Here is a 25,420-nt window from a genome sequence, read left to right on the forward strand (position 1 = left end):
GAGTGCTCCCCAAAAAGGTGTGGAATAGAACAGTCTAAACGCTAGTCGCGCAGAAATGCTGTAAAGACTTCGTTCGAAAGCAGACGTCCGCGGGGGGTGAGGCACACAAAGCCACCAGTCGACGCTAGCAGCTCGCGTTGAATGAGGTCGGCGATGATCGGGCGATAGAACGCGAGAGCCTCCGGGCCGAAGTCGCGCTCGATTGCGGCAAGTTCGACTCCGCGATTCATGCGTAGGCCGAGGAACCAAGTTTCTTCGAGCGCTTGCTGGCGGGAGATGAATGTGCGCTCGGAAGGGGCTCCGGCGAGCAAGGCCTCAAGCGAGTCAGGAGTGGCGAATCGGACGGCAGAATGAGGATCGGACGCTGTTGGAGTGGTGAGCATGGAATGAGCGTCAACGCCGAATCCGAAGTACGGGAGACGTTGCCAGTAACGCAGATTGTGACGGGATTCGTGTCCCGTGCGAGCGAAGTTGGAGATTTCGTATTGCGAGACACCGGAAGCGTTAAGGCGTTCGCAAGCCCGCTCGTAGAGAGCAACGGTCAGATCTTCATCGGGAACGTGGTGAGCGTGGTAGCGCGTGCCTCCGGCGATGAGTTCGCGTCCGAGACGGGAATCTTCATCGATTTCGAGCATGTAAACGCTGACGTGCGGGACTGCGAGCGATAGGACTTCGTCCAGCGAATGCTCCCAGCTTTCACGTGTCTGGTAAGGCAGGCCCGCGATCAGATCAATGCTGATTTCCGCTATGCCTGCTTGGCGAAGGCGCGCAACATCCTGAAGCGTGATTTCGCGGGTATGCACACGGCCAACTGAGCGCGTTTCCTGATCCACAAACGACTGTACTCCGAGGGAGACGCGATTCACTCCGGCGCGAACTAGGCTGTCGAGAACTTCGTCGGACAGTGTACCCGGTGCCACTTCGACCGTGAACTCAGCCTTTGGGGAAGGCGTGAATACTTTAGCGATCGCGGCGAAGAGGCGGTCGAGTTGGTCGGGCGAAAGCACACTTGGAGTGCCGCCTCCGAGGTAGATAGAGTCGAGGACCGGGTCGAACTTCGATCCGATTTCGGCGGCTACTGCGGGTGCGTTTGCAATCTCGCTCTCGAGGTGAGCGATATAGCGATCGAAGCGCTCACGCGAAAAAACACCCGAGGCGAAGTTGCAGAAAGAACACTTCGTCCGGCAGAAAGGGACCGACACGTAAACGGCGGAATGGACTTCAGAGGTCATGCCAGAGCCTTAAGTGTATCGCCAGTGCTTACTCCGCATGTACGGTGGCGGTTCGCGAGTGGTGGACGCGAACTATGAAGACAGCCACGAGAGGCATGATGAAGCAGAGGGTTCCGAGGAGCCAGAAAGCATCGAGGTAGGCCATAGCTCCGGCTTGCTGCTGAAGACTGCCGTACAACATGCGGGCTGCACGGGAGGATGGTGCGGCCAGCCCATTGCCGTGCTGCGCCAGGTACGATCCCAGTTGCGCTTGCTGGGCCTGGATACGGGCGCTGGAGATGTGTTCGCCCAACCGGAGTTGGTGGAACTGCACCCGGCGGGCGAGAACGGTCGTGACCGCGGCAATTCCGAAGCTGGAGCCGAGGTTGCGCATGAGGTTGTAGAGCGAAGAAGCAGCGTTATTGCGTCCCGGCGGCACGCGCGAAAAACACGTAGTACTGATGGGCGTGAACAACGATGCCAGCCCGACTGAAGACATCATGCGAACGAGCGTGAACGTCGCATAGTCGGTTTGAAGTTGCAGCCGAGCAGTAAGCCAGAGAGAAGTTCCGAGCACAAAGAAGCCAAAAACAATCATCGGGCGTGCACCGACGCGCCCCAGAAGCATGCCTGCCATCGGCATTCCAAAGATGAGCACGACTCCGGCAGGCGATAGCACCATGCCGGCACGCGTAGCAGAGTAGCCCATCAAAGTTTGCAAAAATTGCGGCAGAAGTACGGTGCTGCCCGCGAGCACGAAGCCAAGACAGAAGATGAGGATGTGCGAGAGCGTGAAGTTGCGCTCGCGGTAAAGCTTGAGATCCACAACCGGGTTCTTGATGACCAGTTCTCGAATGACAACAGCAACCAGACAGACAACCGCAACTGCCGCAAGCACCCGGATTCGATCGGAGCCGAACCAATCGTCCTCCTGACCCTTGTCGAGAACGAATTCAAGGGAGCCAAGCCCGAGAGCGAGGAGTCCCATGCCGGTCCAATCCATTGAGAACAGATTGTCGCGTGTAATCGGCTTGCCTGAGAGCGCCGGAGGATTGTGGATGAGTCGCGAAACGAGCAGAAGAGACAGGATTCCAACTGGCACATTGATGTAGAACAGCCAGCGCCAACTATAGCTGTCGGTGATCCAGCCGCCAAGAGTGGGCCCAATTGCTGGAGCGAAGACCACGGCCATTCCGTAGATCGAAAACGCCATACCGCGCTGGCTCGGCGGAAACGTGTCGGCGAGGATAGCCTGCGCGGAAGGCTGCAGTCCTCCGCCTCCGAGTCCCTGCATGATGCGGAACAGAACGAGCAGGCTCAGGCTGGGCGCGATGCCGCACAGCAATGAACTTGCAGTGAACAGCACGACGCACCCCATGTAAAACTGCTTGCGCCCGAAGACTTCGGTCAACCATCCGCTGAGCGGCAGGATGATGGCATTGGCAATGAGGTACGAAGTGAGCACCCAGGTGCTTTCGTCGACGCTCGCCGACAGAGATCCCGCGATGTGCGGAAGTGCCACGTTCGCGATGCTGGTATCGAGCACTTCCATAAACGTGGCCAGCATGACGGTCATCGCAATAAGCCACGGGTTAACTTCAGGAACAGTGGGCGTCACCTCGACGGCGGCGGAGGTTACTACCGGCACTTCTCGAAAACCTCCGTTGCGTTTGTGACCACGCTTTTAAGGAATGCTTCGCGGGATGCAACAACTTTCTGGCCCGAGATGAGCAGGAGGACGGCTCCGTGCATGGAGGCGAGCAGGGTGAGCGTATAGATTTCCGGATCGAGAGGCAGATTGTAGCGGGAGATGCACTCGGATACGGCGGTCTTGAAGCGTTCGCGGAGATAGCGGCGCGATGGCACATCGATGCCAGCGAAACTCGAGTCAACGAAAGCGAACCGGTAATGGCTGGGATGGGCGACACAGAATCGGATGAAAATCAGCATACGGGCGCGCAACTGTTCGACAAGCGGAAGATCGGGATGCGGCCGCTCGAGATTGCGGATCATGTGAGCGAAAGATTCTTCGCAAATCGAAAGCAGCAGTTCCTGCTTGCTGGAAAAGTGCCGGTAAACGGCCATTGGAGAGCATCCCGCTTCCTGGCCAATACGGCGCATGGACACGTTCTCGTATCCTTCTGAGGAAAAAAGTCTGCGCGAAGTTTCAAGTATCGTTTCGCGGAGGCTTCCGGGTTGGGTGTTCGCGTTCATCCCTGTTTACAGTGTACACACTTTGTTTACGCTGTAAACAAATGATGATCAGAAACTCATGTGGACAAAGGACGTGATGAAAACAGAGATGTTGAAACGCGAATCGCCCTACCTCCATCTAAAATAGGAGAACATGGCTGCAGAGGAAGAAGTACTAGGTAAAGCTTACGACCGCCGGATTGTGCACCGGCTCATTGGGTATCTGCGCCCTTACTGGCTGCAAGTTGGGCTGGCGATGGCGGCTATCGTGTTGAAAGCAGGAGCGGATGTTCTTGGCCCCTACCTGACGAAGACCGCTATCGACAAGTACCTGTCCTCGCACGCTGGTGGACATACATTCCTGGACCGCTATTTGAGTCCGCAGCCGCTGGTCGGAATCGCGCAGATTGGCGGATTGTTCCTCGGCTTATTGCTGCTCGGGTTTGTCTTTGAATTTCTGCAGACATACTTAATGCAGTGGACCGGGCAAAAGGTCATGTTTGACCTGAGAAGCCAGATCTACCGCCATCTGCAAAAGATGGACATCGCCTTCTTTGACCGGAACCCGGTTGGGCGACTCGTGACCCGTGTAACAACCGATGTTGACGCTCTGAACGAGATGTTCACCTCGGGCGTGGTGTCGATTGTCGAGGACGTCTTCGTTCTCGCTGGAATTCTTTGGGTGATGCTGTCGATGAGTTGGCGGCTGGCACTCATCGCTTTCCTCGTGATGCCGATCATCATTGTGGCCACCCAGATTTTCCGCAAAGCTGTGCGAGACAGCTATCGGCGGATTCGCGTTGCTATCGCCCGCATCAATTCATTTCTGCAGGAGCACATCAGCGGCATCATTCCGCTGCAGCTTTTCAATCGCGAACGCAAGTCGTATGAAGAGTTTGAGGCCGTGAATGCGCAGCACATGACGGCATTCAAAGACGCGATCATGGCTTATGCGCTCTACTATCCCATCGTCGAAACGCTTTCATCGATTGCTATCGCCTGCGTGCTCTGGTACGGCGGACACAGCGTGCTCTCAGGAGTGACGACGCTAGGCGTGCTGGTGGCTTTCATGCAGTACGCCCAAAGGTTCTTCCGCCCAATCCAGGACCTGAGTGAGAAGTTCAACATTCTGCAATCGGCAATGGCGGCTGGAGAGAGAATTTTCAAACTGCTCGACACCGAGGCCAAGATCGTGTCTCCCGAAAACCCGAAAGAGCCGAAGGGGCCGGGGCGGATCGAGTTCGATGACGTCTGGTTTGCATACCGGCATGTTCCGATCGAGAAGGACGGAAAGGTTATTCCCAGCGAGGAATGGGACTGGGTGTTGCGCGGGGTTTCGTTCACCATCGAACCCGGAGAGACGGTTGCAATTGTCGGCCACACGGGCGCGGGCAAGACTACTCTGATTTCGCTGCTGCTGCGCTTCTACGACGTGCAGAAGGGCGCGGTGAAAATCGACGGCGTGGACGTGCGTGAAATGAATCTGCAAGATTTACGGCGGCGCTGTGGCGTGGTTCTGCAAGATCCTTTCCTGTTCAGCGGAACGATCGCCGACAATATCAAGTTGGGATCGTCGTACGTCACGCGGGCTGCGGTGGAACAGGCAGCGGAAGAAGTGAACGTAGCTGATTTCATCCAGTCGTTGCCGCAAGGATTCGATACGCCACTGCAGGAGCGTGGAAATACGCTCTCGACCGGGCAGAAACAACTCGTGTCGTTTGCACGCGCACTGGCGCATAATCCTCGAATCCTGATTCTCGACGAAGCGACTTCGAGCGTGGATACAGACACGGAATTCCGAGTGCGCGATGCGCTGACAAGGCTTGTCGAAGGTCGCACGTCGCTGGTCATTGCCCACAGACTTTCAACGATTCAACGGGCCGACAAGATAATCGTGATGCACAAGGGAAAGGTTCGCGAGATGGGTACCCATCAGCAATTGCTCGCTTTGAAGGGTGTGTATTGGAAGCTTTATCAGTTGCAGTACAAGGACCAGGAACTAGGGACCGCAGTGGCGGCCGTTCCGCTGCAACCGGCTCCGGAGGCCCGCGCGGATTAGCGTCGTCGGCGTAAGTCGAGCACAATGCGTTGCCGGAGGGAAGAGGTTGGAGCGTGCTGACTGTTCAGGTTTCAAGGAACTAGAATTGCGGAGCGCGCGAATACGATCATGACTCGTGAACAGGCCCAAAGAATCACCAAAACGCTTGCCGACGCAACACGCTTCGACATCTTCCAGCGTATCGCCTCTTGCGACGGCAACGAGCTTGCCTGTTCCGGCCTACGCTCCGGCCTCGAGATTACTCCTGCCACGCTTTCGCACCATGTGAAGGAACTCACCGAAGTAGGACTCATCCAGATCCGGCGGGAAACGAAGTTTATGCATTTGAGAGTCAACCAGAAGACCTGGAAAGACTATCTCGCCTACCTCCAGAAGATCGCGTAACGAAACTTTCATCACTTTTCCTCGAATCCTCGCCTCCACATGGTTCATCAGTTAGACGTGCATCGAACTATTCGATGAACATCTAACGGTTGCGAGGAGAAAGAGACGATGGGCAAGCTGAGCGGAAAAGTGGCAGTTGTGACGGGATCTTCGAAGGGGATCGGGGCAGCAATCGCCAAGGCGCTGGCGAAAGAGGGAGCATTCGTAGCGGTCAATTATCGGTCTGACAAAGCAGGGGCCACGGCCGTTGTGGATGAAATCGTTGGCGCAGGCGGCAAGGCACAGGCGTTTCAGGCAGATGTGGCCAAAGCTTCGGAAGTAAAGAAACTCTTTGCAGACGTGAACACCAATCTGGGGCACGTAGATATTCTCGTGAACAATGCAGGTATTTACGAGATGTCACCGATCGAGCAGTTTGCGGAAGAGAGCTACCACCGGATGTTTGACACGAATGTGCTCGGAACACTTCTTGCGACCCATGAAGTTGCGAAATACGTGAATGGAAGCGGAGCATCCATTATCAACGTGAGCTCGATTGCATCACTTACTCCGATGCCGGGCGCTTCAGTTTACGGTGCGACGAAGGGCGCTGTGGATGTGATTACAAAGGCGCTGGCCCGCGAACTTGGAGGACGGAAGATTCGCGTAAATTCGCTGTCTCCCGGACTGGTTGAAACCGAAGGCGTTCGTGCGATGGTAGGTGGGAACGTGCAGGAAACCGACTTTGCGAAGGAAGCAGTCGCACACACTCCGCTCGGCCGTATCGGCACCCCCGAAGACATTGCGAAAGCAGCCGTGTTTCTTGCGTCGGATGACTCGCAGTGGATCACTGGAGAGATTGTTCCCGTCAGCGGAGGAGCCCGCGTTTAACGGAACGCAACAGACATCGGCAAGGTCACATGTCGCCACTGTTCGAGAGACGATATGTGACCATTGCATTGGGCCAAGTATAAGCCGGCATCTTGCCGGTGAGTTGCACGCCGCATCTACAACCTGCCGGTTGTGGCGGCCATATAGGACTGGCACAGCAGCACGAGTTGCTCGCGCGATCTACGGATTGTGGCTGGGGACGGCGCATTCTCTAGGAGCCAACGCATCGTGCCCGCCATCGCCGCAAGCATTACATCAATGGCAATCTTATCGGCTCGCGAATGAGCCCCTGGATCTGTTTGAAGCATCGCTTCAACGGCTCGACGGGTACGCTTCCCGATGCCTTTGATCAGCGCGGGGCCACCGACCTCCGAGACAATCGGGTAGAGAGCGACAGAAATGTCGGCGCGCTCCATTTTGGCATCAACGAAAGCCTCGACCATCGCCTTGATCATTTCCGAAAGCGGCTTATGACGCGCATTCTCGCAAGCGGCTTCAACCTTTGCTGCAACGGCATTCAGGTGATTTTCGAGAACAGCGAAGAGCAGAGACTGCTTGTTCGGAAAGTACTGGTACAGAGTTCCTACCGATACTCCAGCGCGTTCCGCAACTCGCGTCGTCGTCAAACGATCCAACCCGTGGCTGATCAAAATCTGAATGGTCGCCTCAAAAATGGCTTCCACGGTTACAGCCGCCCGCGCTTGAGTGGGCGTTTTTCTTGGCTCCAATGCAGCTAGCGAGTTGGCTGACATAATGCGAACTCCAAACCTGAAGAATCCTTCATCAAATGATTTTAAATAGAAATGTACAGGGAGAGCAGGAATGGCAGAAAAGAATACTTCGGCTGGCAGGTTCACGTTGCCCGGCACAACAACTGCTGTGAACCGAATGGGCTACGGCGCAATGCAACTTGCAGGACGGGATGGCAACAAGTTGGTGTGGGGGCCTCCACCGGACATAGATGCAGCAATTGCGCTGCTACGAGAAGTCGTCGCCAGCGGTGTGAATCACATCGACACGTCAGACTTTTATGGGCCTCACGTCACTAACCAGATCATACGAAATGCGCTGTCGCCGTATCCTGACGACCTTGTGATTGTCACCAAGATCGGTGCACGTCGCGGCGAGGACGGATCATGGATTCCGGCTTACTCACGTGAGGATCTCACTACCGCCGTTCACGACAATCTTCGCAATTTGGGAGTAGACGTTCTCGACGTCGTTAATCTGCGAGTCATGCTCGATGTTCATGGTCCTGTCGAGGGATCGATCGAGGCACCGCTGACTGCTATGGCGGAGCTTCAGCAGAAGGGATTGATCCGTCATATTGGCGTAAGCAACGTCACACTCGCACAGGTCGAGGAAGCACGGCGAATTGCTCCAATCGTGTGTGTGCAGAACGAGTACAACCTCGCGCATCGAGCGGACGATGCGCTGATCGATGATCTAGCGCATGATGGCATTGCATACGTGCCGTTCTTTCCTCTGGGCGGCTTCACGCCACTGCAATCTGCCACTTTGACGGACGCCGCAGCGCGCCTGGACGCCACACCCATGCAGCTTGCACTTGCGTGGCTGCTGCATCGCTCGGCAAACATTCTTGTAATTCCCGGCACATCTTCTCTCGCTCATTTTCGGGAGAACATGCAGGCAGCAACGCTGCAAATTCCCGCTGACATTCTCAACCAGCTTGATTCCATCGGTACGAAGGAGCGAGTTCACTGATATGCGAGTTTTCGTTACGGGTGCCACAGGCTTTATTGGTTCAGCAATAGTCCCAGAACTCATTAACGCGGGCCATCAGGTTCTCGGCCTTACACGCTCCGACGCTGGCGCCGAAGCACTCGCAAGAGCGGGAGCGCAGGTGCATCGCGGAGACCTTGAGAACATCGAGAGTCTGCGTGCCGGAGCCGCGGTGTGCGACGCAGTGATTCACACGGCGTTCAACCACGATTTCTCGAATTACAAAGTGCATGCGGAAAACGACCGTCGCGTGATTGAGGCGATTGGATCCGTACTTGAGGGCTCTGGCCGTCCGTTCGTCGTCACCTCAGGGACAGCAATGGGCAACTCGCGGCCGGGTCAGATGGCCACGGAGAACGATGAGCCATCGAGCAGTTCGACGGTGCCCCGTGCTGCCTCTGAAGAAGCTGCGGCGGCGGTGGCAAGTCGGGGTGTGAAGACGATAGTGATGAGACTTTCGCAGATTCACGATACGACGAAGCAAGGGCTCGTCACGTACGTAGCTCGCATCGCTCGCGAGAAGGGTGTTTCAGCGTACGTTGGCGATGGCCTAAATCGCTGGTGCGCCGCTCACCGGCTAGATACCGCAACGCTATTTCGTCTGGCACTGGAGAAAGGCGTCGCGGGCGCAAGATTCCATGCGGTGGCCGAAGAAGGCGTGCAATTCCGAAACATCGCTGAGGCGATCGGCCGTGGTCTCAAGGTTCCAGTTGTTTCACTGTCGCAGGAGGAAGCGTCCGGACATTTCGGCTGGGTGGCACCCTTTGCGGCGTGGGACATGCCGGCCTCCAGCGCACAGACTCGGCAGATGCTCGGATGGAATCCTACAGGACCGGGACTGATTTCGGACCTCGATAATATGCGCTATTCCTGATCGCAAGTGATGAAGAGCTATCTCCAATATTGCGGATGAACGCTTCGGGGGGCACCGAGGATATTCCTTGTGCGCCCCCTTCGTTCGCAACATGAACCACAAAGGTAACTAGCAGCGAGGAAGCGCCTTTTATCGAGGCCGATGCTGCTTCTAAGTTTCGATTAGAAAACTTTCAGTTCTCATTCAGAGGTGTTTTGTTGATAATGATCTCCTCCGAAAGAAATGACGCCACTGGCACCATCTGCGACTGAGCAGTCTGCAGTTATTGAAGAGTCCCCCGCACTCGGCGCCCCTCCTAGTCCCCCGACACGAAGTCATCGATGGATTTGGATCGTCTCCACACTCCTCGCCGTCATGATAGTTGGCTCCCTTTTCCTCGCGTTCAGAGCGCGGCGTGGATCCAGGGCATCACGGGTGACGGCCGTTTCGACTGTCGCACCGGAAGGCACGCTCCGACTTAAGGGAACGACGCAAGCAGTGGAGTCCCGCACAGTACTTGCACCTCGACTTGCAGGGCAGCAGATCGGTGCGCTGGTGATCACAAAGCTGGCTGAAGCAGGCACGCACGTCTCCAAGGGAGATTTGCTCGTAACTTTCGACCGCCAGGCACAAATCAAGAACCTCCTCGACGCGAAGGCGGACCTCGCCAGGTTTGAAGCCCAGGTTGCGCAAGAGCGAGCCAAGGAAGATGCGGCTCGTGCTGCGGACGAGACCGAGCTAAAGCTCGCCGAAACGGCGCTTCGTAAGGCTCAGATCGAGATGCAGAGGGTTGAGCTCTTTTCCCGAGTTGACGCTGAGAAAGCACGCGCGACACTCGAGGAGGCGAAAGCGACGGAGCAGCAACTGAAGGAGACCTTTCAGTTGAAGAGGCAAGCAGCACGAGCCTCCATTCGGATTCTTGAACTGCAACGCGACCGCAGTCGTGAATCCATGCAGCATTCGCAAAAGAACGCTGAACTTCTCGAAGTACACGCACCGATTGACGGAATTGTTGTCCTGAACACCATTTGGAAGCAAGGGACGATGGGAATTGTCGCAGAAGGCGATCAGGTACAGCCAGGAACTCCGTTCCTGCAAGTCGTGAATCCATCCGTCATGCAGGTCTCGGTGCAAGTAAATCAGCAGGACTTCCGGTACTTGAAAGTTGGGCAGAAAGCGATGGTGTCACTCGACGCGTACCCCGACCTGAAATTTGCCGGGACTCTTCAGGAAATTGGTCCGGTTGCGACTCCCGGAAGCTTTTCTGAGTCGATTCGCACTTTCGGAGTCGTGTTCTCAATTGAAGGAAACGATCCAAGGCTGATGCCCGACCTCACGGCCGCGATTGATCTTGATTTACCGGCCTCCCCCGCTGGTCAAACTGGCGCAGCGCGATGAATCCGAAAGGGCGCACATTCCTGGCAAAGAGAAAGCGATCATTAGTCGCGCTTGGCGCAATTGTGGCGTGCGTAATTGTATTCGCGGCATTTCATCGCTCGGGGAAGAACTCTACCGTGGAAACCGCGGTGGTTGCCAAAGGGGAGTTTGTCGACACCCTGCGGATTCGTGGCGAACTGAAGGTACTGAAGACGATCACGATCACAGCGCCTCCGGATGCCGGGAGCCTGCGCATTGTCAGCATCGTGCAAGACGGTTCGCACGTGAATCAAGGCGACAAGGTCGTGGAGTTCGACGCAAGCAGGATGACTCAGGATTTGGCGCAGAGTAAATCAACGCTCGCGTCCTCTGAGGCAGAAATGAAGCAGATTCGAGCTCAGGGAAGCCTCACGGAAGAAGCGGACACGACAGCCCTGATCAAGGCTCGGTACGACTTGCAGGCTGCAAAACTGGAGGCCAGTAAGGAAGAGATCCTCTCGCAAATCGAAGGAGCAGAGGCACGCTTAAAAGTGGAAGAAGCCGAGCAAAGGCTGCACGAAGCAAAAAAAAAGCTGACCTTCGATCGCTCTTCCAACAACGCCGGCGTGAAAGGAAAGCGCCAGGCTCGTGAGAAGACGTTGTATGACCTGCATCACGCGGAACGCAGCCTTAAGTCAATGGTGCTGGTCGCGCCCGCCCCGGGCACTCTCACGTTGCTCAAGATGTGGCACCAGGGAGGAAGAGCGCCATTCCGGTCAGGCGAGCAGGTTTGGCCCGGAGCACCGCTCGCTGAGATTCCAGACCTATCTACGCTTCGCGCTTCAGCCCGCGCTGATGAAACCGAACGCGGACGACTGAGGGTTGGGCAGCCAGTTAGCGTGCAACTGGACGCGATTTCCGATCGCCAACTTCGTGGACATATCGCAAAGATCAGTACGGTGGCGTCCGTCGATTTCGCTAGCGGATGGCCTTTCCCGAGAAACTTCGACCTTGAGATTGTTCTGGATGAAACGGATGCGAAGCTGCGCCCAGGAATGAACGCGCAACTGATCGTCGAGCTCGAACGCATTCAGAATGCGACAACGATTCCAGTCGAAGCCTGTTTCCAAAAATCCGGCAAGACGGTGGTCTATGTGCAGATCCAGAACAAGTTTGAGGAGCGCGAGATTGAAGTCTCGAAACGCAACTCCACGGCAGCTCTGGTCACGAAAGGTCTCAAACCGGGCGATCGCATCGCGCTGAAAGACCCAACACTCAAGGAACAGTAAGACACAGATGACAAAAACTGCACGGCGGCGAACTTGGACGGGGCTCGGACTAGTGGTGGTTCTGGTCGCTGTCGGAACCATGGCACGAAGCTTCAAGCCCGCAGCGCTTGCCGACAAAGATGAGGTTCCGGTCGTTCAGGTGCAACGAGGCGATCTTGATTCGCGCATTTTCTCGAAAGGCGAGTTGCGCGCCGTGCAGACCGCGATCCTTACCGCGCCTCCCGTAGGTGGCGGAGCCTTGCAGATCAGCCAGTTGGCTCGGACCGGCACGGTGGTAAAGAAGGGCGACGCCGTCATCGAATTCGATCCGGCAGAGCAGGAATACGTCATGGAGCAAAGCCGCTCGGAAATGATGCAGGCCGAGCAGGAAATCATAAAGGCAAAAGCAGACTCATCCGTTCAGGTCGCGAAAGATAAAGTCGAGCTGCTCAAGGCTCAGTTCGCGGTCAGAAGAGCAGAACTTGAGGTCTCGAAGAACGAGCTGATGAGCAGCATTGACGCCAAAAAGAACCTGCTTGCTCTAGAACAGTCCAAACGAGTGCTGGCACAACTGGAGCACGACATCAAATCGCACTCCGCCTTGAACGAATCGACTCTGGCGCTTGCTCTTGAGAAGCAGAACAAGTCTCAGCTCTCCATGTCGGTTGCGAAGCAGAACATTGAGAAAATGCACGTGACCTCACCTATGGACGGCGTTGTCGCCATCGAGCGCAATCTGGATTCCACTGGCGGCATGATGTGGTCGGGAATGATTGTGCCCATTTACAGGCAAGGCGATCAGGCGCAGCCGGGACGAATCATCGCGCGCATTATCGATCCGACCGAAATGGAAATGACAGCGACCGTGAGCGAAAAGCAACGTGCCACTGTAAGCGTTGGACAGTCGGCCGAAATCCATTTCTATGCGCTTCCCGGCCTCACCTTTGCTGGAAAGGTCAAAGCCGTTGGCGACATGTCAACTCGCGACGTGTGGACGGTAGAGAACGGCGGCAAGTACACACTGACTGTTCAACTCAGCGGCACGGATCCGCGACTGCGTAGCGGAATGACCGGTGAAATCTTGCTGCAAGGCGAACCCAAGAAGAATGTTTTGTATATACCTCGCCAAGCTCTGTTCTCGAAAGATGGAAAGAGAATCGTCTATCTGAAAAAGGATGGGAAGTTCCAGACACAGGTCGTGACGGTGAAGGCCGAGAACGAAAGTCGCGCAGCGATCGAAGGAGTCCGCGAGGGCGATACGGTCGCAATGGCTAACCCAGAACTTCCGCACAAGCAAGCTAGCACAGCGCCAGCAGCGCCAATCGCAGGTGGGAGGCCGTGATGTCCATGTTTGCCTCACTTCGCCAACGGCTCCACCTTCCGAAGCAGATTGCTCCAGACGTGGAGCTAGCTTTGCAGAACCTGCTGGTCCATCGTCTTAGGACGTTTCTGACGATGCTGGGCATGATTTTCGGCGTCGCAGCAGTGGTCTCGATGCTTTCCATCGGTGCTGGCGCTCGTCAGAAGGTGATGGCTCTCATTGAGCAGATGGGTGTCCACAACATCATTGTCGAAGCGCACGAAACAACAGACTGGCAGGCCTTCCAAAAAGTCCGAAAGATTTCGCCCGGACTGACCTTACAAGATCATCGCGTCATTCGCGACAGCATTACCGAAGTCTCGACGACGTCAGCGCGAAAGAAGTTCTCGCCGACAAAGCTCATTCCAAAACCTGAAAACGAGCTGCCGACCGTATTCGGTGTTGAGCCCAGCTATCTGCAGATTGCGGGGCTGCACATCAGCGAGGGTCGGTTCTTCACTTCGAGTGAGCAGGATGAAGCCGCGCCTGTGTGCGTGCTTGGAGCCGGCGCGAAGACGATGGTCTTCGGCGCCACGGATGCGCTTGGAAAATATGTGAAGGTCGATGATCAGTGGTTTCGCGTGATTGGAATCGCAGACGCCTTACTCAGCGCTCCAAAAACAGATGTTTCCGGACTGCCTTCACAGGATGCGAACACCATCATCTATGTCCCGCTGAACGCGGCGATGTTCAGGCTTGAAAATTCCTATAGCGACATCCGCGACGAAATTGACGGTATTTATCTCCAGCTCAAGCCCGACGCGGATTCGGTCAAGGTAGCCGAGGGAGTTCGGGCAATTCTCAACAGTTCGCATCACGACGGAGGCGACTATAGCGTCATTGTTCCAGCCGAGCTTCTCGCTGAGCAGAAACGCACCGAACGGCTTTTCAGCGCTGTGATGGTCGCCATCGCGTCTATATCGCTTCTCGTGGGCGGCATCGGAATCATGAACATCATGCTGGCCAGCATTCTTGAACGCACTCGTGAGATTGGCGTTCGACGCGCGATAGGTGCAAGACAGTCCGACATCATCAGCCAGTTTGTGATGGAGGCCGTTGTGATTTCATTCGGCGGCGGACTTCTGGGCGTTGCTTTCGGAGTCGCGATTTCGCGGCTGATCGCGTGGCTTGCATCCTGGTCAACAGTCGTGACCCCGACATCAATCCTGCTGGCATTCCTCGTTTCCATCAGCGTAGGACTGATCTTCGGAAGCTACCCAGCGGTAAAGGCAGCGCGGCTGAATCCAGTTGATGCTGTTCGGTACGAGTAGTAGACGATTCTAGAGTGGTTGAAGCAATCGCAGAGTTTGGAGCCCGGTTGAATGAAATCTTTCCTTGCAACTGCTGTCCTGATGTCTGCATTACCGTTCGCGGCTTACTCTCAAACTGCATATCGCCATGGGGAAAGCTTTCGGCAACTGGCGAGCCCAAAGATTTTCATCAACACCCTGCCGGGGCCTCAGCACTTTGAGGATCATGTGGTTGAGGGGAAGCTGCGACTAAGCCTGCAGGATGCGATTTTCCTCACGTTGGAGAACAACTCCAATCTGCGGGCCCTGGAACTTCAAGTAGAATCCAGCAAATTCAACGTGCTGCGAGCTCACTCTCCATTCGATCCAGGTATCACTGCCACGACGTCTGCTCAGCGTGCAACGTCGCCGAGCTACACACAGCTTGCAGGCGCGTCGACGGTGAGCGCTCTTACACAAAGCAGCGAAGTCGATTTCACGCAAAGCTTCCAGACAGGCACAAACATAGCGGCAGGCTTTAACACATCGCGGCTGTCGAGCAACAGCACATATAACTATTTCAATCCTTCAATCAATTCGACGCTCAATTTCAGCATCTCGCAGCCATTGCTACGAAACCATTGGCTTTCAGCAAATCAGGCTCAACTCTTGATAGCACGCCGGAATCTGCAGCAGTCGCGCGCTACCTTCTACGCGCAGATTAGCGATACGGTTCTGGACGTCATTCAGCAATATTGGAGTGTTGTGCAGGCTCGTGGCGGCGTGGATGTTCAGAGCAAGTCTCTCGAAGCCGCTGAAGCCACCTACAAGCGCGACAAGAGGGCGCTGGAACTGGGTGCGCTGCCCCCGCTAGATATCTATCGATCACAGGCCGAAGTTGCCTCTAGGCGGGTATCACTCATCCAGGCGCAATACAACCTCAAGCAACTGGAAGATCAGCTTCGGTTGACGATCGGAGCGAACCTCGACCCAGCCGTCCGCAAACTCGACCTTGAATTGACTGAACAACCAGCGGCAGACGAAAGTTCGCTGAGAAACGAGGAGATCGACTCCGTTCTGCAGAGAGCGCTTGCTCAGCGCCCGGAAATCGAGGCACTGCATCAGGCACTCGCGAACAACGGCACGAACATTCGACTTGCCCACAACAATCTTCTTCCGGACCTGCGCGTGACCGGCAGCTACGCATCAAGCGGCCTCGGCGGCAATCAGTATGACCTTAGCTCAACGCCAGCACTCTTACTGTCGCGTGCCGGATTTGGAGATTCGTTAAATCAGGTTTTCGGCTTTGGATCTCCGACCTATGGAGTCGGAGTCACGCTCAGTCTTCCACTCAGGAACCGGGCTGCTCAGGCAGACCTCGGCAACGCTCTGGTGTCGCAACGCAGTAACCTTTACGCAGAACGTCGGCTGAAAGAACAGATCACACTTCAGGTCAACACCGCCGTGCACCAGCTTGAGCAGGCGAAGCTGAGCATGAATGCCGCGAAAGAATCTCTGGAATTGGCGCAGAAGAATCTGGGAGCAGAGCAAAGGAAGTACGAACTTGGGGCGCAAACAATTTTCTTCGTCCTCGATGCTCAGTCACAGGTGGCCGCAGCCGAACTCTCGTTACTGCAAGCGCAAGTGAACTACAAACTATCGCTGGCGGTGCTGGATCACGCGACCGGAGAACTGTTGGAGCCTTTCCACGTCAAGATTTCTGAGCTTTCGCAGTAGCGGAACGTTCAATAGAGATTGGGGCGCTTTCATCTTGCGGGTGATTCACTGGTGAAAGTGGCCGAACAGATCATTTGATAATGGCCGGCGCTTCAAGAAGCGCCGAATTGTCCCCGCGCCTGATATTCTGGTCGGCGCACATGTCCAACACCACACATTCTGAGGAGCGTCGGAATTTGCGCGTGCTGATCTCGGCCGGAGAGGCTTCAGGCGAGATGTATGGCGCACAGTTGATCGCGGCTCTTGGCCGATTGCGCCCCGGCGCAGCCGAGTGCTCTGGCATGGGCGGCGAACGCATGCGTGAAGCTGGTTGTGATCTTATCGTGCATGCACGAGACGTGGCGGTTGTTGGCCTATTTGAAGTATTGAGCCACCTCCCGGGAATCTACGCGCAATTTCACAAGCTACTGGCAGAAGTGGACCGGAATCGGCCTGATGTTGCCGTGCTGATCGACTTCCCAGACTGGAACTTCCGGCTGGCGCGCGAACTGCATCGGCGCGGGATTCCCGTGGTGTACTACGTCAGCCCGCAATTGTGGGCTTGGCGCAAGGGACGGCTGAAGCTGGTCCAGCGATATGTGTCGGAAATGCTGGTCATCTTCCCCTTTGAGCGCGAGTTCTACGCAGAGCACGGGGTCGAAGTGGAGTTTGTAGGACATCCGCTGGGCGAGTTGCAGCCGCCGACCATAAGCCGAGAGGAATTCGCCGAGCGCTGGGCATTAGATACTCAACGAACATGGATCGCCCTGCTGCCCGGAAGTCGTCGCAAAGAGCTGCGATTGAATTTCCCAGCCATGCTGGGTGCGGCTGAGCGGTTGGGAAGCGAGTTCCAGTTTCTGATGCCAGTGGCGAGCACGCTTGACAAGCGTTGGGTCGAGGAGCAGATTCTGCTTCATGGACTTAAGGTGAATGTAAAGCTCACCGACGATGCTCGGGCAAGCTTGTTGCATTCAAGGGTCGGCATAGTGGCGAGCGGCACGGCAACCGTGGAAGCAGCGCTGATCGGTACGCCTTTCGTAATGGTGTACCGGGTGGCCGGGCTGACGTGGGCAATAGGCAGGCACCTAGTAAAGCTCCCACATTACGGGATGGTGAACCTGGTGGCTGGCCGACGCGTCGTGCCCGAACTGATCCAGGATGGGTTCACGCCCGAGACAGTCGAGCGCGAAGTGCGGGTCTTACTGGAAGACGGAGAGGCGAGGCAGCGCATGAGCGAAGCGCTGGCCGAGGTGCGAGCAAAACTGCGCGGGGCACTCGAATCGGCAGTTGATTCGGAAGGCGTTCGCGTTAGCTCAGCGGACCGGGCAGCGCGGGCGGTATTACGCGTTGCTGAATTGCGATCCTAGAATGAGAACCGCTCGGAATTCAGAATAGCCGCCCAACATCTTTTATACGATTTTTTACATCAACTAGAGTTGTGCTACTCAGCAGGAGCGATATGGCAATGCGATTGGCAGGACGGGCAGTAAAGCGAGCCGTTCTAGCGACGTTATTGGGACTGATATGCCTAGGGACGGCTGCATCGTTGAACGCCGCCGAAAAACCCAGAATTCAGGCAGAAGACTACACGATCGAGGCCAAGGTCTCTCCGCAGTCACATAAGTTGTCCGCGCGGGCTACGGTGAAGTTTGTTGCGCTGGACGACATCAGCATTGCGACATTTGAGCTACATAATGCACTTCGCGTAACGCAGGTGACAGACGATAAAGGCAATGCCCTGCCCGTAGAACGAGTTTCGCAGGATTCCACTGTGCGTGTTTCGCTGCCAAACGGAATGAGCAAGGGACAGGAATCCACACTAACCTTCGACTATGAAGGTGTTGTGACATCGGCGGATGACAGTCCGGTTCCGGGCTTGAAACTCGCCTATGTGGGCGATCCGATCACCTATCTTCTCTACTCCGGGCGTTGGTTTCCTGTCACGAACTACGGAATAGACCGATTTACTGCGAAGTTGAAAATTTCGGCTCCGCAGGAGTATGCGGTGATTGCCAGCGGAGGTGCAGGCAGCGCTCCGACGCACACGGAAACTGCTACGGCAAAGATTTCGACTGATGATGAAGCGGAATCTCCGAAGTTGAAGACTCGTGGAGCGAAGTCTCCCGCGAAGAAAGCGAAGACGACCGCGGCAAGCACGGCTAGCCCTGCTAAATCCGAACCGGGGATGAAGACAACGAGCTTCACCTGGACGAATCCAAGCTTCCCGGGAACCGTGGTCATTGGAAAGTTCACCGACACGCCCGTGACCGAAGCTGGGATGACGGTGCATGTGTTCTTCCTGAAGGACAAGCAGGAGTTCGCGCAGCAATACGGCGAGACGGCGGCCAAAGAGCTTGGCTACTTCATCACCATTTACGGCGTGCCTATGAGTTCGGAGCTGAAGCTGGTTGAACTGCCCGATGATTCAGTGCCGACGGCGTGGGCTCCGGAGATGGCGGCGATTGCAGCGAGGAACATCAACGCGAAAGTGAACTATCGTCTGCTGGCCAATGCGATTGCACACCAGTGGTTTGGGACGATCGTCAGTCCGGCGAGCCGCAACGATTGGTGGATACAGGACGGCGGCGCACGCTACAGCGAAAGCCGCTATATCGAATATGCCGCGGGAACTGCCGGAGCCCAGGAAGCGGTAAAGGATATGGCAGTGGGCGCGCTAGCGTATGACAGCGTTCCGCTGGGGCAGATCGGCACATTAGACACCTTCGATCCGGTGTTCCAATCGATGGCTAACGACAAGGGCGGCATGGTTTACCACATGCTCCGCTGGGTCATGGGCGATCAGAAGTTCGATAAATCCATGCGAACGCTGTTCCAAACCTACGCGGGCAAGCCAGTCGGACTGAAGGATTTGAAGAAAGTAACCGAGGACATCCAGGGCGATCAATTGACCTGGTTCTACTCGCAATGGCTTGATTCGACCGGCGCGCCGGAATTCAAGAACAAGTACACGGTGTTCCGCGTTCAGAAGGGATTCCGAGTGGTAGGGCAGGTGAAGCAGGACCTCGACCTGTTCCGGATGCCGGTGCAGTTGAAGATCGATACGGATGGTAAGTCGGAAGACAAGACGATCGATGTCGTGGGCACCGACTCCAGTTACACGATCGAGACCTTTGGCAAACCGCGTCGCATCACCATCGACCCCAACAACTGGGTGCTGAAGAACTCAGGCGATCTGAAGCTGCGAACGGCGATTATGCGCGGGCAGCAACTGGTTCAGCAGGGGAATCTGGCAGAGTCGCTGAAGGAGTTCCAGAAAGCGATAGACCAGAACAAGAACAGTTCGCTTGCGCACTATCGGATCGCAGAGGTCTTCTTCCTGCAGAAGAACTATCAGGCCGCGGCAAATGCATATCGCGACTCGCTGAACGGCGATGGCGAGCCAAAATGGACCGAAGTCTGGAGCCATATTCAGCTCGGAAAGATCTTCGACATTACCGGCCAGCGTACACGTGCCCTGAGCGAGTACAAGCAGGCACTGCAGACAAACGACAATACGCAAGGAGCTCTGGACGAGGCACGCCAGTACATGGCAACCGCATTCGAGAGAAAAGACCAGTAGAGTAAAGCTGAGAACAAAGGCCGCGCTCCTTCCGAGCGCGGCTTTTCTGCATTTAGGCGAGGTTAGAGTCTAGCAGCCGAGAGTTCCTCTCCCGTAACGGTGTAGCTGGATGCCATCCGGGCAGCGACCTCCTTGGCAACGGATAAGGCTCGCTCGCTGGTGAATGGCGAAGGGTGGATTTCGGCATGGTCATTGGAGAAATACATGCCGACGATGGAGTCCGCCTTTGCCGAGGTATCGGTTAAGTCGAGTGCCCGGCAGTTACTCACGATGACGGTATCGGGAAGACAGATGCGATCAAGCAGGCAGAACATCTCCAGCTTCGATTCGGGTTCGTCCGGTCCCGTTTCCATGACGATCCGTGCCCTTCGGGCCGCATCTTCGATGGTAGTAACGCACTCAATACGCGAGAAAGCGGTTTCGGCCAATTCACGCGACACTGCACCAGAGTTTACGTCCTGATCCAGTGTCCGCCGAATTTCGCGGCGTGCAGATTCCAAAGAGGTCGGGAACAGATCTTCAAGAACAACATGGAAACCGGCGAGAGCAGCGCGACGGGCCAGGGCCCGTCCTACTCTACCGGAGCCAATCACCGCAATGGTTTCCGCATCGATAGCGGACATGTCTATTTCTCCAACTGGTCTACCATCTTCGTGAAGTTCGGGTCAGAGTTGCGCATATATTCAGCCAACTTTTTGCGCTCGTCGGGGGTAATGAAAACTGCGCCAGCCACGATGCGCCGAAGTGTTGCCGCGATGTCGTCCACATAATTCATCATTCGAATCAGTTCACCGCTTTGTGCCATTTTGCCTCCTGAAAAGTTGGTTGTGCTTCGATTGCTTAAAGCGCAGCAAATCAGTATTGTCTGCGTTCGCGGAGCGTTCGTCAAAGGCACCACGACGCAGCAACACACACGAGGGCAGTCTCCGCATCTAATCGAATCGGATGCAAGATTTGCGAAGTTCGAACGGCCCAAGCATGCGCTCACAAACTCTTCCCTCCCCTGAGACGTCAAACGAAGCTTTGGAGTTCCTGCAGCAGGTGGCAGAGAGTCAACGGAGCGTCCGCCCCGGCTCTGCCTATCGTCTTCAGTTCAATCACAGATTTCGCTTCACGGATGCAATCCGCCTGATCCCGTATTTGCACCAGCTTGGGGTCACAACGCTGTATGCTTCGCCAATTCTCGCGGCGCGCGCTGGCAGCATGCACGGATATGACATCACCGATCACAACAAAATTAATCCTGAAATTGGCACCGAAGACGAACTGCGAGAGATGGTTGAAGAGCTACGCAAGCACAGCATGAGCCTGCTGCTTGATGTGGTGCCGAATCACATGGGCGTGGGCTACGGAAGTAATCAGTGGTGGCACGATGTGCTGCAGAATGGCCGAGCTTCGGAATACGCAAACTTCTTCGATATCGATTGGAACCCTCTGAAACCAGATCTGCGCAATAAGGTGCTGCTCCCGGTGCTTGGGAACCAGTATGGAGAGGAACTCGAAGCTGGACGGATCTGCCTGGTGTATGCCGATAGCAGTTTTCGAGTTCAATACTACGACAAGACTTTGCCGGTCGATCCCCAGACCATTCCGCTGATTTTCCGTGCGATGGGGGATTTGCGGCAGCCTGAAGATACGGCACGCGAGCTACTTTCATTGCTCGCAGCATTTGGGGAACTGCCCTCACACACAAACTCGGAACCGGAACGCACCACTCGACGACAACGCGAGATTCCTTTTCTGGTTCGGAGGCTTTCCGACCTCGTGGAGCGCTCGGAAGCCGTGCGCGAATACGTAAACGCCGCCGTGGAGCGCATCAACGGGAAACCGGGCGATCCTCACAGCTTCGACGCACTGCATGAACTGCTCGAAGCCCAGGTATATCGGTTGGCGCACTGGCGCGTTTCTGCCGAAGAGATCAACTACCGCCGATTCTTCGATGTGAATGACCTGGTTGGGCTGCGAATGGAAGACCCACAGGTCTTTGCCGCCACGCAGAAGCTGATTAGGCGCCTACTGGCCGAGGACGCCGTGATCGGATTGCGTATCGACCATCCGGATGGAATGTTCAACCCGCCGCAGTACTTTATGCGGCTGCAAATGTTGTTTGCGGCTGCGAAAATCTATGGCGGCACCCCGATTGGAGAAGTTGCAGAGAACGGAATCGAACTGAGCATTCAAAACGCATTCGGACAGTTCACGATTCAGCCGGGACAAGAGCCATTCTATGTCGTGGTTGAAAAGATTCTCGAGCCGGGAGAATCACTGCCACGCGAATGGCCGGTGAGTGGCACCGTTGGGTACGAGTTTGCCAACGCGGTAAACGGGGTCTTCATCGATTCGCGAAACCGCAAGAGTTTCACCAATCTATATCACCGACTAATAGGCGAAACGCTGAACGTAAGTCGACTGATCTACCAGGCGAAGAAACTGGTGATGCTCACGGCATTGTCGAGCGAAGTCAACGTCCTGAGCCACATGCTGGACGAGATCAGCTCGACGAATCGCCGCGCGCGAGACTTCACTCGCAAGGTGCTGCGCGATGCCATCCGCGAAACCATTGCATGCTTCCCCGTGTACCGCACCTACGTCGATGAACGAGGCCACATCAGCGAGCGCGACCGGGGATTCATCGCCGAAGCGATCAACCGCGCGAAACGAATCAACAGTTCGATGGCGTCACAGGTGTTCGATTTTCTCCAGGACATTTTGCTGCTGCGTGAAGACACCGGGGGTACGCCGATTCACGGCTACAGGAAGCAACTGTACTTCTCGTTGAAGTTCCAACAACTGACGGGCCCCGTGATGGCAAAAGGGCTGGAAGATACTGTTTGCTACGTTTACAACCGCTTCATTTCCGTGAACGAGGTGGGCGGAAATCCTGGCTCGTTTGGTGTGAGCATCGAGGATTTCCATCGGGGCAATCAGGAGCGCGCTTCGCAGTGGCCCCAGGCTCTGTTGACAACTTCGACGCACGACACCAAGCGAAGTGAAGACGTGCGCATGAGACTCGACGTGCTGAGCGAGATGCCGCGTCCGTGGGCGGCGCAGGTGATGCGCTGGCGTCGAACAAATCGTGCGAAGCGGAAGACTTTCGAGGGCGATCAGATCGCTCCCGACAATAACGAGGAATATTTCCTGTACCAGACGCTGGCGGGAACCTGGCCGATGCCGAAGAAAGCATCGCTAACTCCGAGCGATTGGGTATTGAGTGACGAAGAACGGATATCCTACGTCGGGCGAATTCAGACCTACATGGAGAAGGCTGTCCACGAGGGCAAAATCAACCTGAGCTGGATCAATCCCAATCAGGAATACACTGAAGCGCTGCTGACATTTGTCGAACGAATTCTTTCGCCCGGAACAGAATCGAAGCCGAACAACTTCTTGCGGCTAATGCACGAATTCATTCCGCGCGTGGCGTGGTTTGGAGCGCTGAATTCAATAGCGCAGACTACCATCAAACTCACCGTTCCAGGCGTGCCGGATATATATCAAGGGCAGGAGTTGTTCGATTTCAGTCTGGTTGATCCAGACAACCGGCGACCTGTTAGCTTCGACAGAATTCAACAATATTTGGATGATCTTGAAAGACGAACGCCTGGCCCAGATGTAGCACAGGAACTGTTTGACAACTGGACCGATGGTCGCCTGAAGCTATGGACGACGCACCGCATACTGCGCCAACGATGCGAAACTCGGGATCTCTTCCGCCATGGCACCTACGCGGCTCTGCACTCTGAAGGAGCACGTCGGGAACACGTGATTTCGTTCGCGAGGTGTCACGAAGGAAGAATCGCGCTGACTGCTGTACCTCGGCTTCTATTCACTATGCTGGGCGGAGAACCCAGACTTGCGACGCGGGATGACTGGGGGAACACGCGAGTGCGCGTTCCCCAGGACTTCAACGACCGCGAGCTACTGAACGTGCTCACGGGAGAAAGAGTGACCATTCAGGACGGCGAAATGCTATGCGGAAAAATCTTCGCCAGCTTCCCTGTGGCCATCCTGATCGCCTGACGGGCGACGGTCAGTCACCTCGGCGAGAGTCGAAAGCTTCTGCGCCAACTCCGCTTGGAGAGCGCCGGGCGCGTAGCGCCATGACCAGTTGCCGTCACCTTGACTCGGGACGTTCATGCGCGCTTCGGAACCAAGGCTGAGAACATCCTGCAACGGCACAACGCAAAGATTCGCCGTGGAACTCTGAGCCAGACGAATCATCGCCCAATTGACGCCATCCTGCGCATCACCGAGCAATGAGGATGCGAACCTGCGCTCGTTTTCGGAGCAGCACTTCCACCATCCCAAGGTAGTGTCGTTGTCGTGCGTGCCGGTGTAAACCACCGTGTTCGGCTGATAACGATGCGGGAGATAGATGTGCGCACCGGGGTCGCCGAAGCCAAACTGCAGCACTCTCATGCCGGGCATATTCAGGCGGTCGCGCAGAGCATAGACATCGGGCGTAATCATGCCCAGATCCTCCGCAATAAATGGCAGGTCGCCAAGCTGCTCACGCAACACGCGGAAGAGATCATCGCTCGGTCCATCGACCCAATGACCATGAACGGCAGTCGGTTCGCTGTTGGGAATCTCCCAGTACTGCTGGAATCCGCGGAAATGATCCAGTCGAATGATGTCGCAGCTCTGCAGAGCCCAGCGCATGCGGCGAACCCACCAGTCGTAGCCTTGCTGCTTCAGTTCCCACCAACGATAGAGCGGATTACCCCATCGCTGGCCAGTTTCGGAAAAAGCATCTGGAGGGACACCCGCGACGCAGTCGGGCTCAAGTGTATCGGCATTAAGCTGAAAAATCTCGGGGTGCGTCCAGACATCGGCAGAATCGTAGCTAACGAAGATCGCCACGTCTCCAATGATCTTGACGCCCTTGCGCCGACAATACGCATGCAAGGCGCGCCACTGCTCGAAGAAAGCGAATTGCAGGAAACGGGCGCGGTCGAGTTCGTCATGAAGTTCCTTGCGAACTGCCGCGATTGCTTGAGATTCACGATGCGCGAGGTCGTAGGGCCATGTGTTCCAACTCCGCTGCTCGTACCGCAATCGCAGTGCGTCGAACAAAACGTAGTCCTCGAGCCACCAGGAGTTTTCAGCCACAAAGCGGTTGAAGCGTGCGCGGTGTTCTCCGGCGGCATTGCGGAGGAACGATTCCGCGGCTTCAAGCAGCAAAGGAAGCTTCTGCTTATTCACTTCTTGGTAGTCAACGCGTCCTTCATACACGTCCAGTGAGCGGACTCGGTCGTGAGAGATGTATCCGCGATCAGCAAGACGCTGCAGGCTGATGAGGAGAACGTTTCCCGCAAACGCAGAAGTGGATGAATACGGAGAATTGCCGATTCCGACGGGGTTGAGTGGCAGGATTTGCCATAGCCCCTGTTGCGCAGAGCTGAGAAAGTCTATGAATTCGTACGCGGCAGGGCCAAGATCGCCGATTCCGCCGTGGGAGGGAAAGGATGTGGGGTGCAGTAATATTCCAGAGCTTCTGTGGTCGAGCATGGGATCCAGAGTCTTGAGATTCAGCAGCTGAAACTTCGTTTACAGCGGTTTCCAAGGTGTCCGAAGGCTCGGGCCATGGCCGCTGCG

The 25,420-nt window shown here is 55.9% G+C and carries 20 protein-coding genes; 13 read left to right on the top strand and 7 right to left on the bottom strand.

The features are described 5' to 3' along the window. Positions 1–41 precede the first annotated feature (41 nt). From hemW to AC6IZD_RS15065, 3 genes are read right to left on the bottom strand one after another with little or no spacing between them, the layout of a single operon-like run. Positions 42–1,232: a radical SAM family heme chaperone HemW gene (gene hemW / locus AC6IZD_RS15055; protein ID WP_497784171.1), complete on the bottom strand. Its 1,191-nt coding sequence runs from the start codon at positions 1,230–1,232 to the stop codon at positions 42–44. Between the two features lie 28 nt (positions 1,233–1,260). Continuing rightward, positions 1,261–2,859, bottom strand: coding sequence for a DHA2 family efflux MFS transporter permease subunit (locus AC6IZD_RS15060; RefSeq protein ID WP_497784172.1), 1,599 nt, complete (start codon positions 2,857–2,859; stop codon positions 1,261–1,263). Next, a complete protein-coding gene (locus AC6IZD_RS15065; RefSeq protein WP_497784174.1) occupies positions 2,850–3,425 on the bottom strand; it encodes a TetR/AcrR family transcriptional regulator in 576 nt (191 codons plus the stop codon). The genes AC6IZD_RS15060 and AC6IZD_RS15065 overlap by 10 nt, the downstream gene beginning before the upstream one ends. Positions 3,426–3,558: 133 nt before the next feature. Here AC6IZD_RS15065 and AC6IZD_RS15070 point away from each other — a divergent pair, with 133 nt between their 5' ends. From AC6IZD_RS15070 to AC6IZD_RS15080, 3 genes are all read left to right on the top strand, one after another. Beyond that, positions 3,559–5,463 (top strand): ABC transporter ATP-binding protein, encoded by a 1,905-nt coding sequence (locus tag AC6IZD_RS15070; protein ID WP_497784175.1) that lies wholly within the window; start codon positions 3,559–3,561, stop codon positions 5,461–5,463. Between the two features lie 108 nt (positions 5,464–5,571). Continuing rightward, on the top strand, positions 5,572–5,847 hold the full coding sequence (locus AC6IZD_RS15075) for an ArsR/SmtB family transcription factor (protein WP_497784176.1): 276 nt from the start codon (positions 5,572–5,574) through the stop codon (positions 5,845–5,847). A 108-nt stretch (positions 5,848–5,955) separates the two neighbouring features. Continuing rightward, positions 5,956–6,717, top strand: a complete 762-nt coding sequence (locus AC6IZD_RS15080) for an SDR family NAD(P)-dependent oxidoreductase (protein WP_497784178.1) — start codon at positions 5,956–5,958, stop codon at positions 6,715–6,717. Between the two features lie 116 nt (positions 6,718–6,833). Here AC6IZD_RS15080 and AC6IZD_RS15085 read toward each other — a convergent pair whose 3' ends face one another. Beyond that, positions 6,834–7,469, bottom strand: coding sequence for a TetR/AcrR family transcriptional regulator (locus tag AC6IZD_RS15085; protein WP_497784180.1), 636 nt, complete (start codon positions 7,467–7,469; stop codon positions 6,834–6,836). A 70-nt stretch (positions 7,470–7,539) separates the two neighbouring features. On the opposite strand from AC6IZD_RS15085, the gene AC6IZD_RS15090 reads away from it, so the two are divergent. The 9 genes from AC6IZD_RS15090 to AC6IZD_RS15130 all read left to right on the top strand — a co-directional run bounded on the left by AC6IZD_RS15090 (position 7,540) and on the right by AC6IZD_RS15130 (position 19,822). Next, the gene (locus AC6IZD_RS15090; protein WP_497784182.1) at positions 7,540–8,442 is read left to right on the top strand and encodes an aldo/keto reductase family oxidoreductase; all 903 of its coding nucleotides are present in this window, start codon (positions 7,540–7,542) and stop codon (positions 8,440–8,442) included. A gap of 1 nt (position 8,443) precedes the next feature. After that, positions 8,444–9,334: an SDR family oxidoreductase gene (locus tag AC6IZD_RS15095; RefSeq protein ID WP_497784184.1), complete on the top strand. Its 891-nt coding sequence runs from the start codon at positions 8,444–8,446 to the stop codon at positions 9,332–9,334. A 414-nt stretch (positions 9,335–9,748) separates the two neighbouring features. Next, positions 9,749–10,711, top strand: a complete 963-nt coding sequence (locus AC6IZD_RS15100; protein WP_497784186.1) for an HlyD family secretion protein — start codon at positions 9,749–9,751, stop codon at positions 10,709–10,711. Continuing rightward, complete coding sequence (locus tag AC6IZD_RS15105; RefSeq protein WP_497784188.1) at positions 10,708–11,958, top strand: efflux RND transporter periplasmic adaptor subunit; 1,251 nt, start codon at positions 10,708–10,710, stop codon at positions 11,956–11,958. The genes AC6IZD_RS15100 and AC6IZD_RS15105 overlap by 4 nt, the downstream gene beginning before the upstream one ends. A 7-nt stretch (positions 11,959–11,965) precedes the next feature. Further along, positions 11,966–13,279 (top strand): efflux RND transporter periplasmic adaptor subunit, encoded by a 1,314-nt coding sequence (locus AC6IZD_RS15110; RefSeq protein ID WP_497784190.1) that lies wholly within the window; start codon positions 11,966–11,968, stop codon positions 13,277–13,279. Then, positions 13,279–14,568 carry an ABC transporter permease gene (locus AC6IZD_RS15115; RefSeq protein WP_497784192.1) on the top strand — a complete coding sequence of 430 codons (1,290 nt, stop codon included), beginning with the start codon at positions 13,279–13,281 and terminating at the stop codon, positions 14,566–14,568. The genes AC6IZD_RS15110 and AC6IZD_RS15115 overlap by 1 nt, the downstream gene beginning before the upstream one ends. 51 nt (positions 14,569–14,619) lie before the next feature. Then, positions 14,620–16,263 carry a TolC family protein gene (locus AC6IZD_RS15120; RefSeq protein WP_497784194.1) on the top strand — a complete coding sequence of 548 codons (1,644 nt, stop codon included), beginning with the start codon at positions 14,620–14,622 and terminating at the stop codon, positions 16,261–16,263. A 140-nt stretch (positions 16,264–16,403) separates the two neighbouring features. Further along, positions 16,404–17,609: a lipid-A-disaccharide synthase gene (gene lpxB / locus AC6IZD_RS15125; RefSeq protein WP_497784196.1), complete on the top strand. Its 1,206-nt coding sequence runs from the start codon at positions 16,404–16,406 to the stop codon at positions 17,607–17,609. A gap of 92 nt (positions 17,610–17,701) precedes the next feature. Next, positions 17,702–19,822 (top strand): M1 family aminopeptidase, encoded by a 2,121-nt coding sequence (locus AC6IZD_RS15130; RefSeq protein WP_497784197.1) that lies wholly within the window; start codon positions 17,702–17,704, stop codon positions 19,820–19,822. 62 nt (positions 19,823–19,884) lie between these two features. On the opposite strand, the gene AC6IZD_RS15135 is transcribed toward AC6IZD_RS15130, so the two are convergent. Beyond that, a complete protein-coding gene (locus AC6IZD_RS15135) occupies positions 19,885–20,445 on the bottom strand; it encodes a 3-hydroxyacyl-CoA dehydrogenase NAD-binding domain-containing protein (protein ID WP_497784199.1) in 561 nt (186 codons plus the stop codon). Positions 20,446–20,447: 2 nt separating this feature from the next. Continuing rightward, positions 20,448–20,627 (bottom strand): hypothetical protein, encoded by a 180-nt coding sequence (locus tag AC6IZD_RS15140; RefSeq protein WP_497784201.1) that lies wholly within the window; start codon positions 20,625–20,627, stop codon positions 20,448–20,450. 236 nt (positions 20,628–20,863) lie between these two features. Here AC6IZD_RS15140 and treY point away from each other — a divergent pair, with 236 nt between their 5' ends. After that, complete coding sequence (treY, locus tag AC6IZD_RS15145; RefSeq protein ID WP_497784203.1) at positions 20,864–23,842, top strand: malto-oligosyltrehalose synthase; 2,979 nt, start codon at positions 20,864–20,866, stop codon at positions 23,840–23,842. Here treY and malQ read toward each other — a convergent pair. Further along, complete coding sequence (gene malQ, locus AC6IZD_RS15150; protein WP_497784205.1) at positions 23,792–25,333, bottom strand: 4-alpha-glucanotransferase; 1,542 nt, start codon at positions 25,331–25,333, stop codon at positions 23,792–23,794. The genes treY and malQ overlap by 51 nt on opposite strands. Positions 25,334–25,420 lie beyond the last annotated feature (87 nt).

The sequence above is a fragment of the Koromonas humicola genome (genome assembly GCF_059726255.1).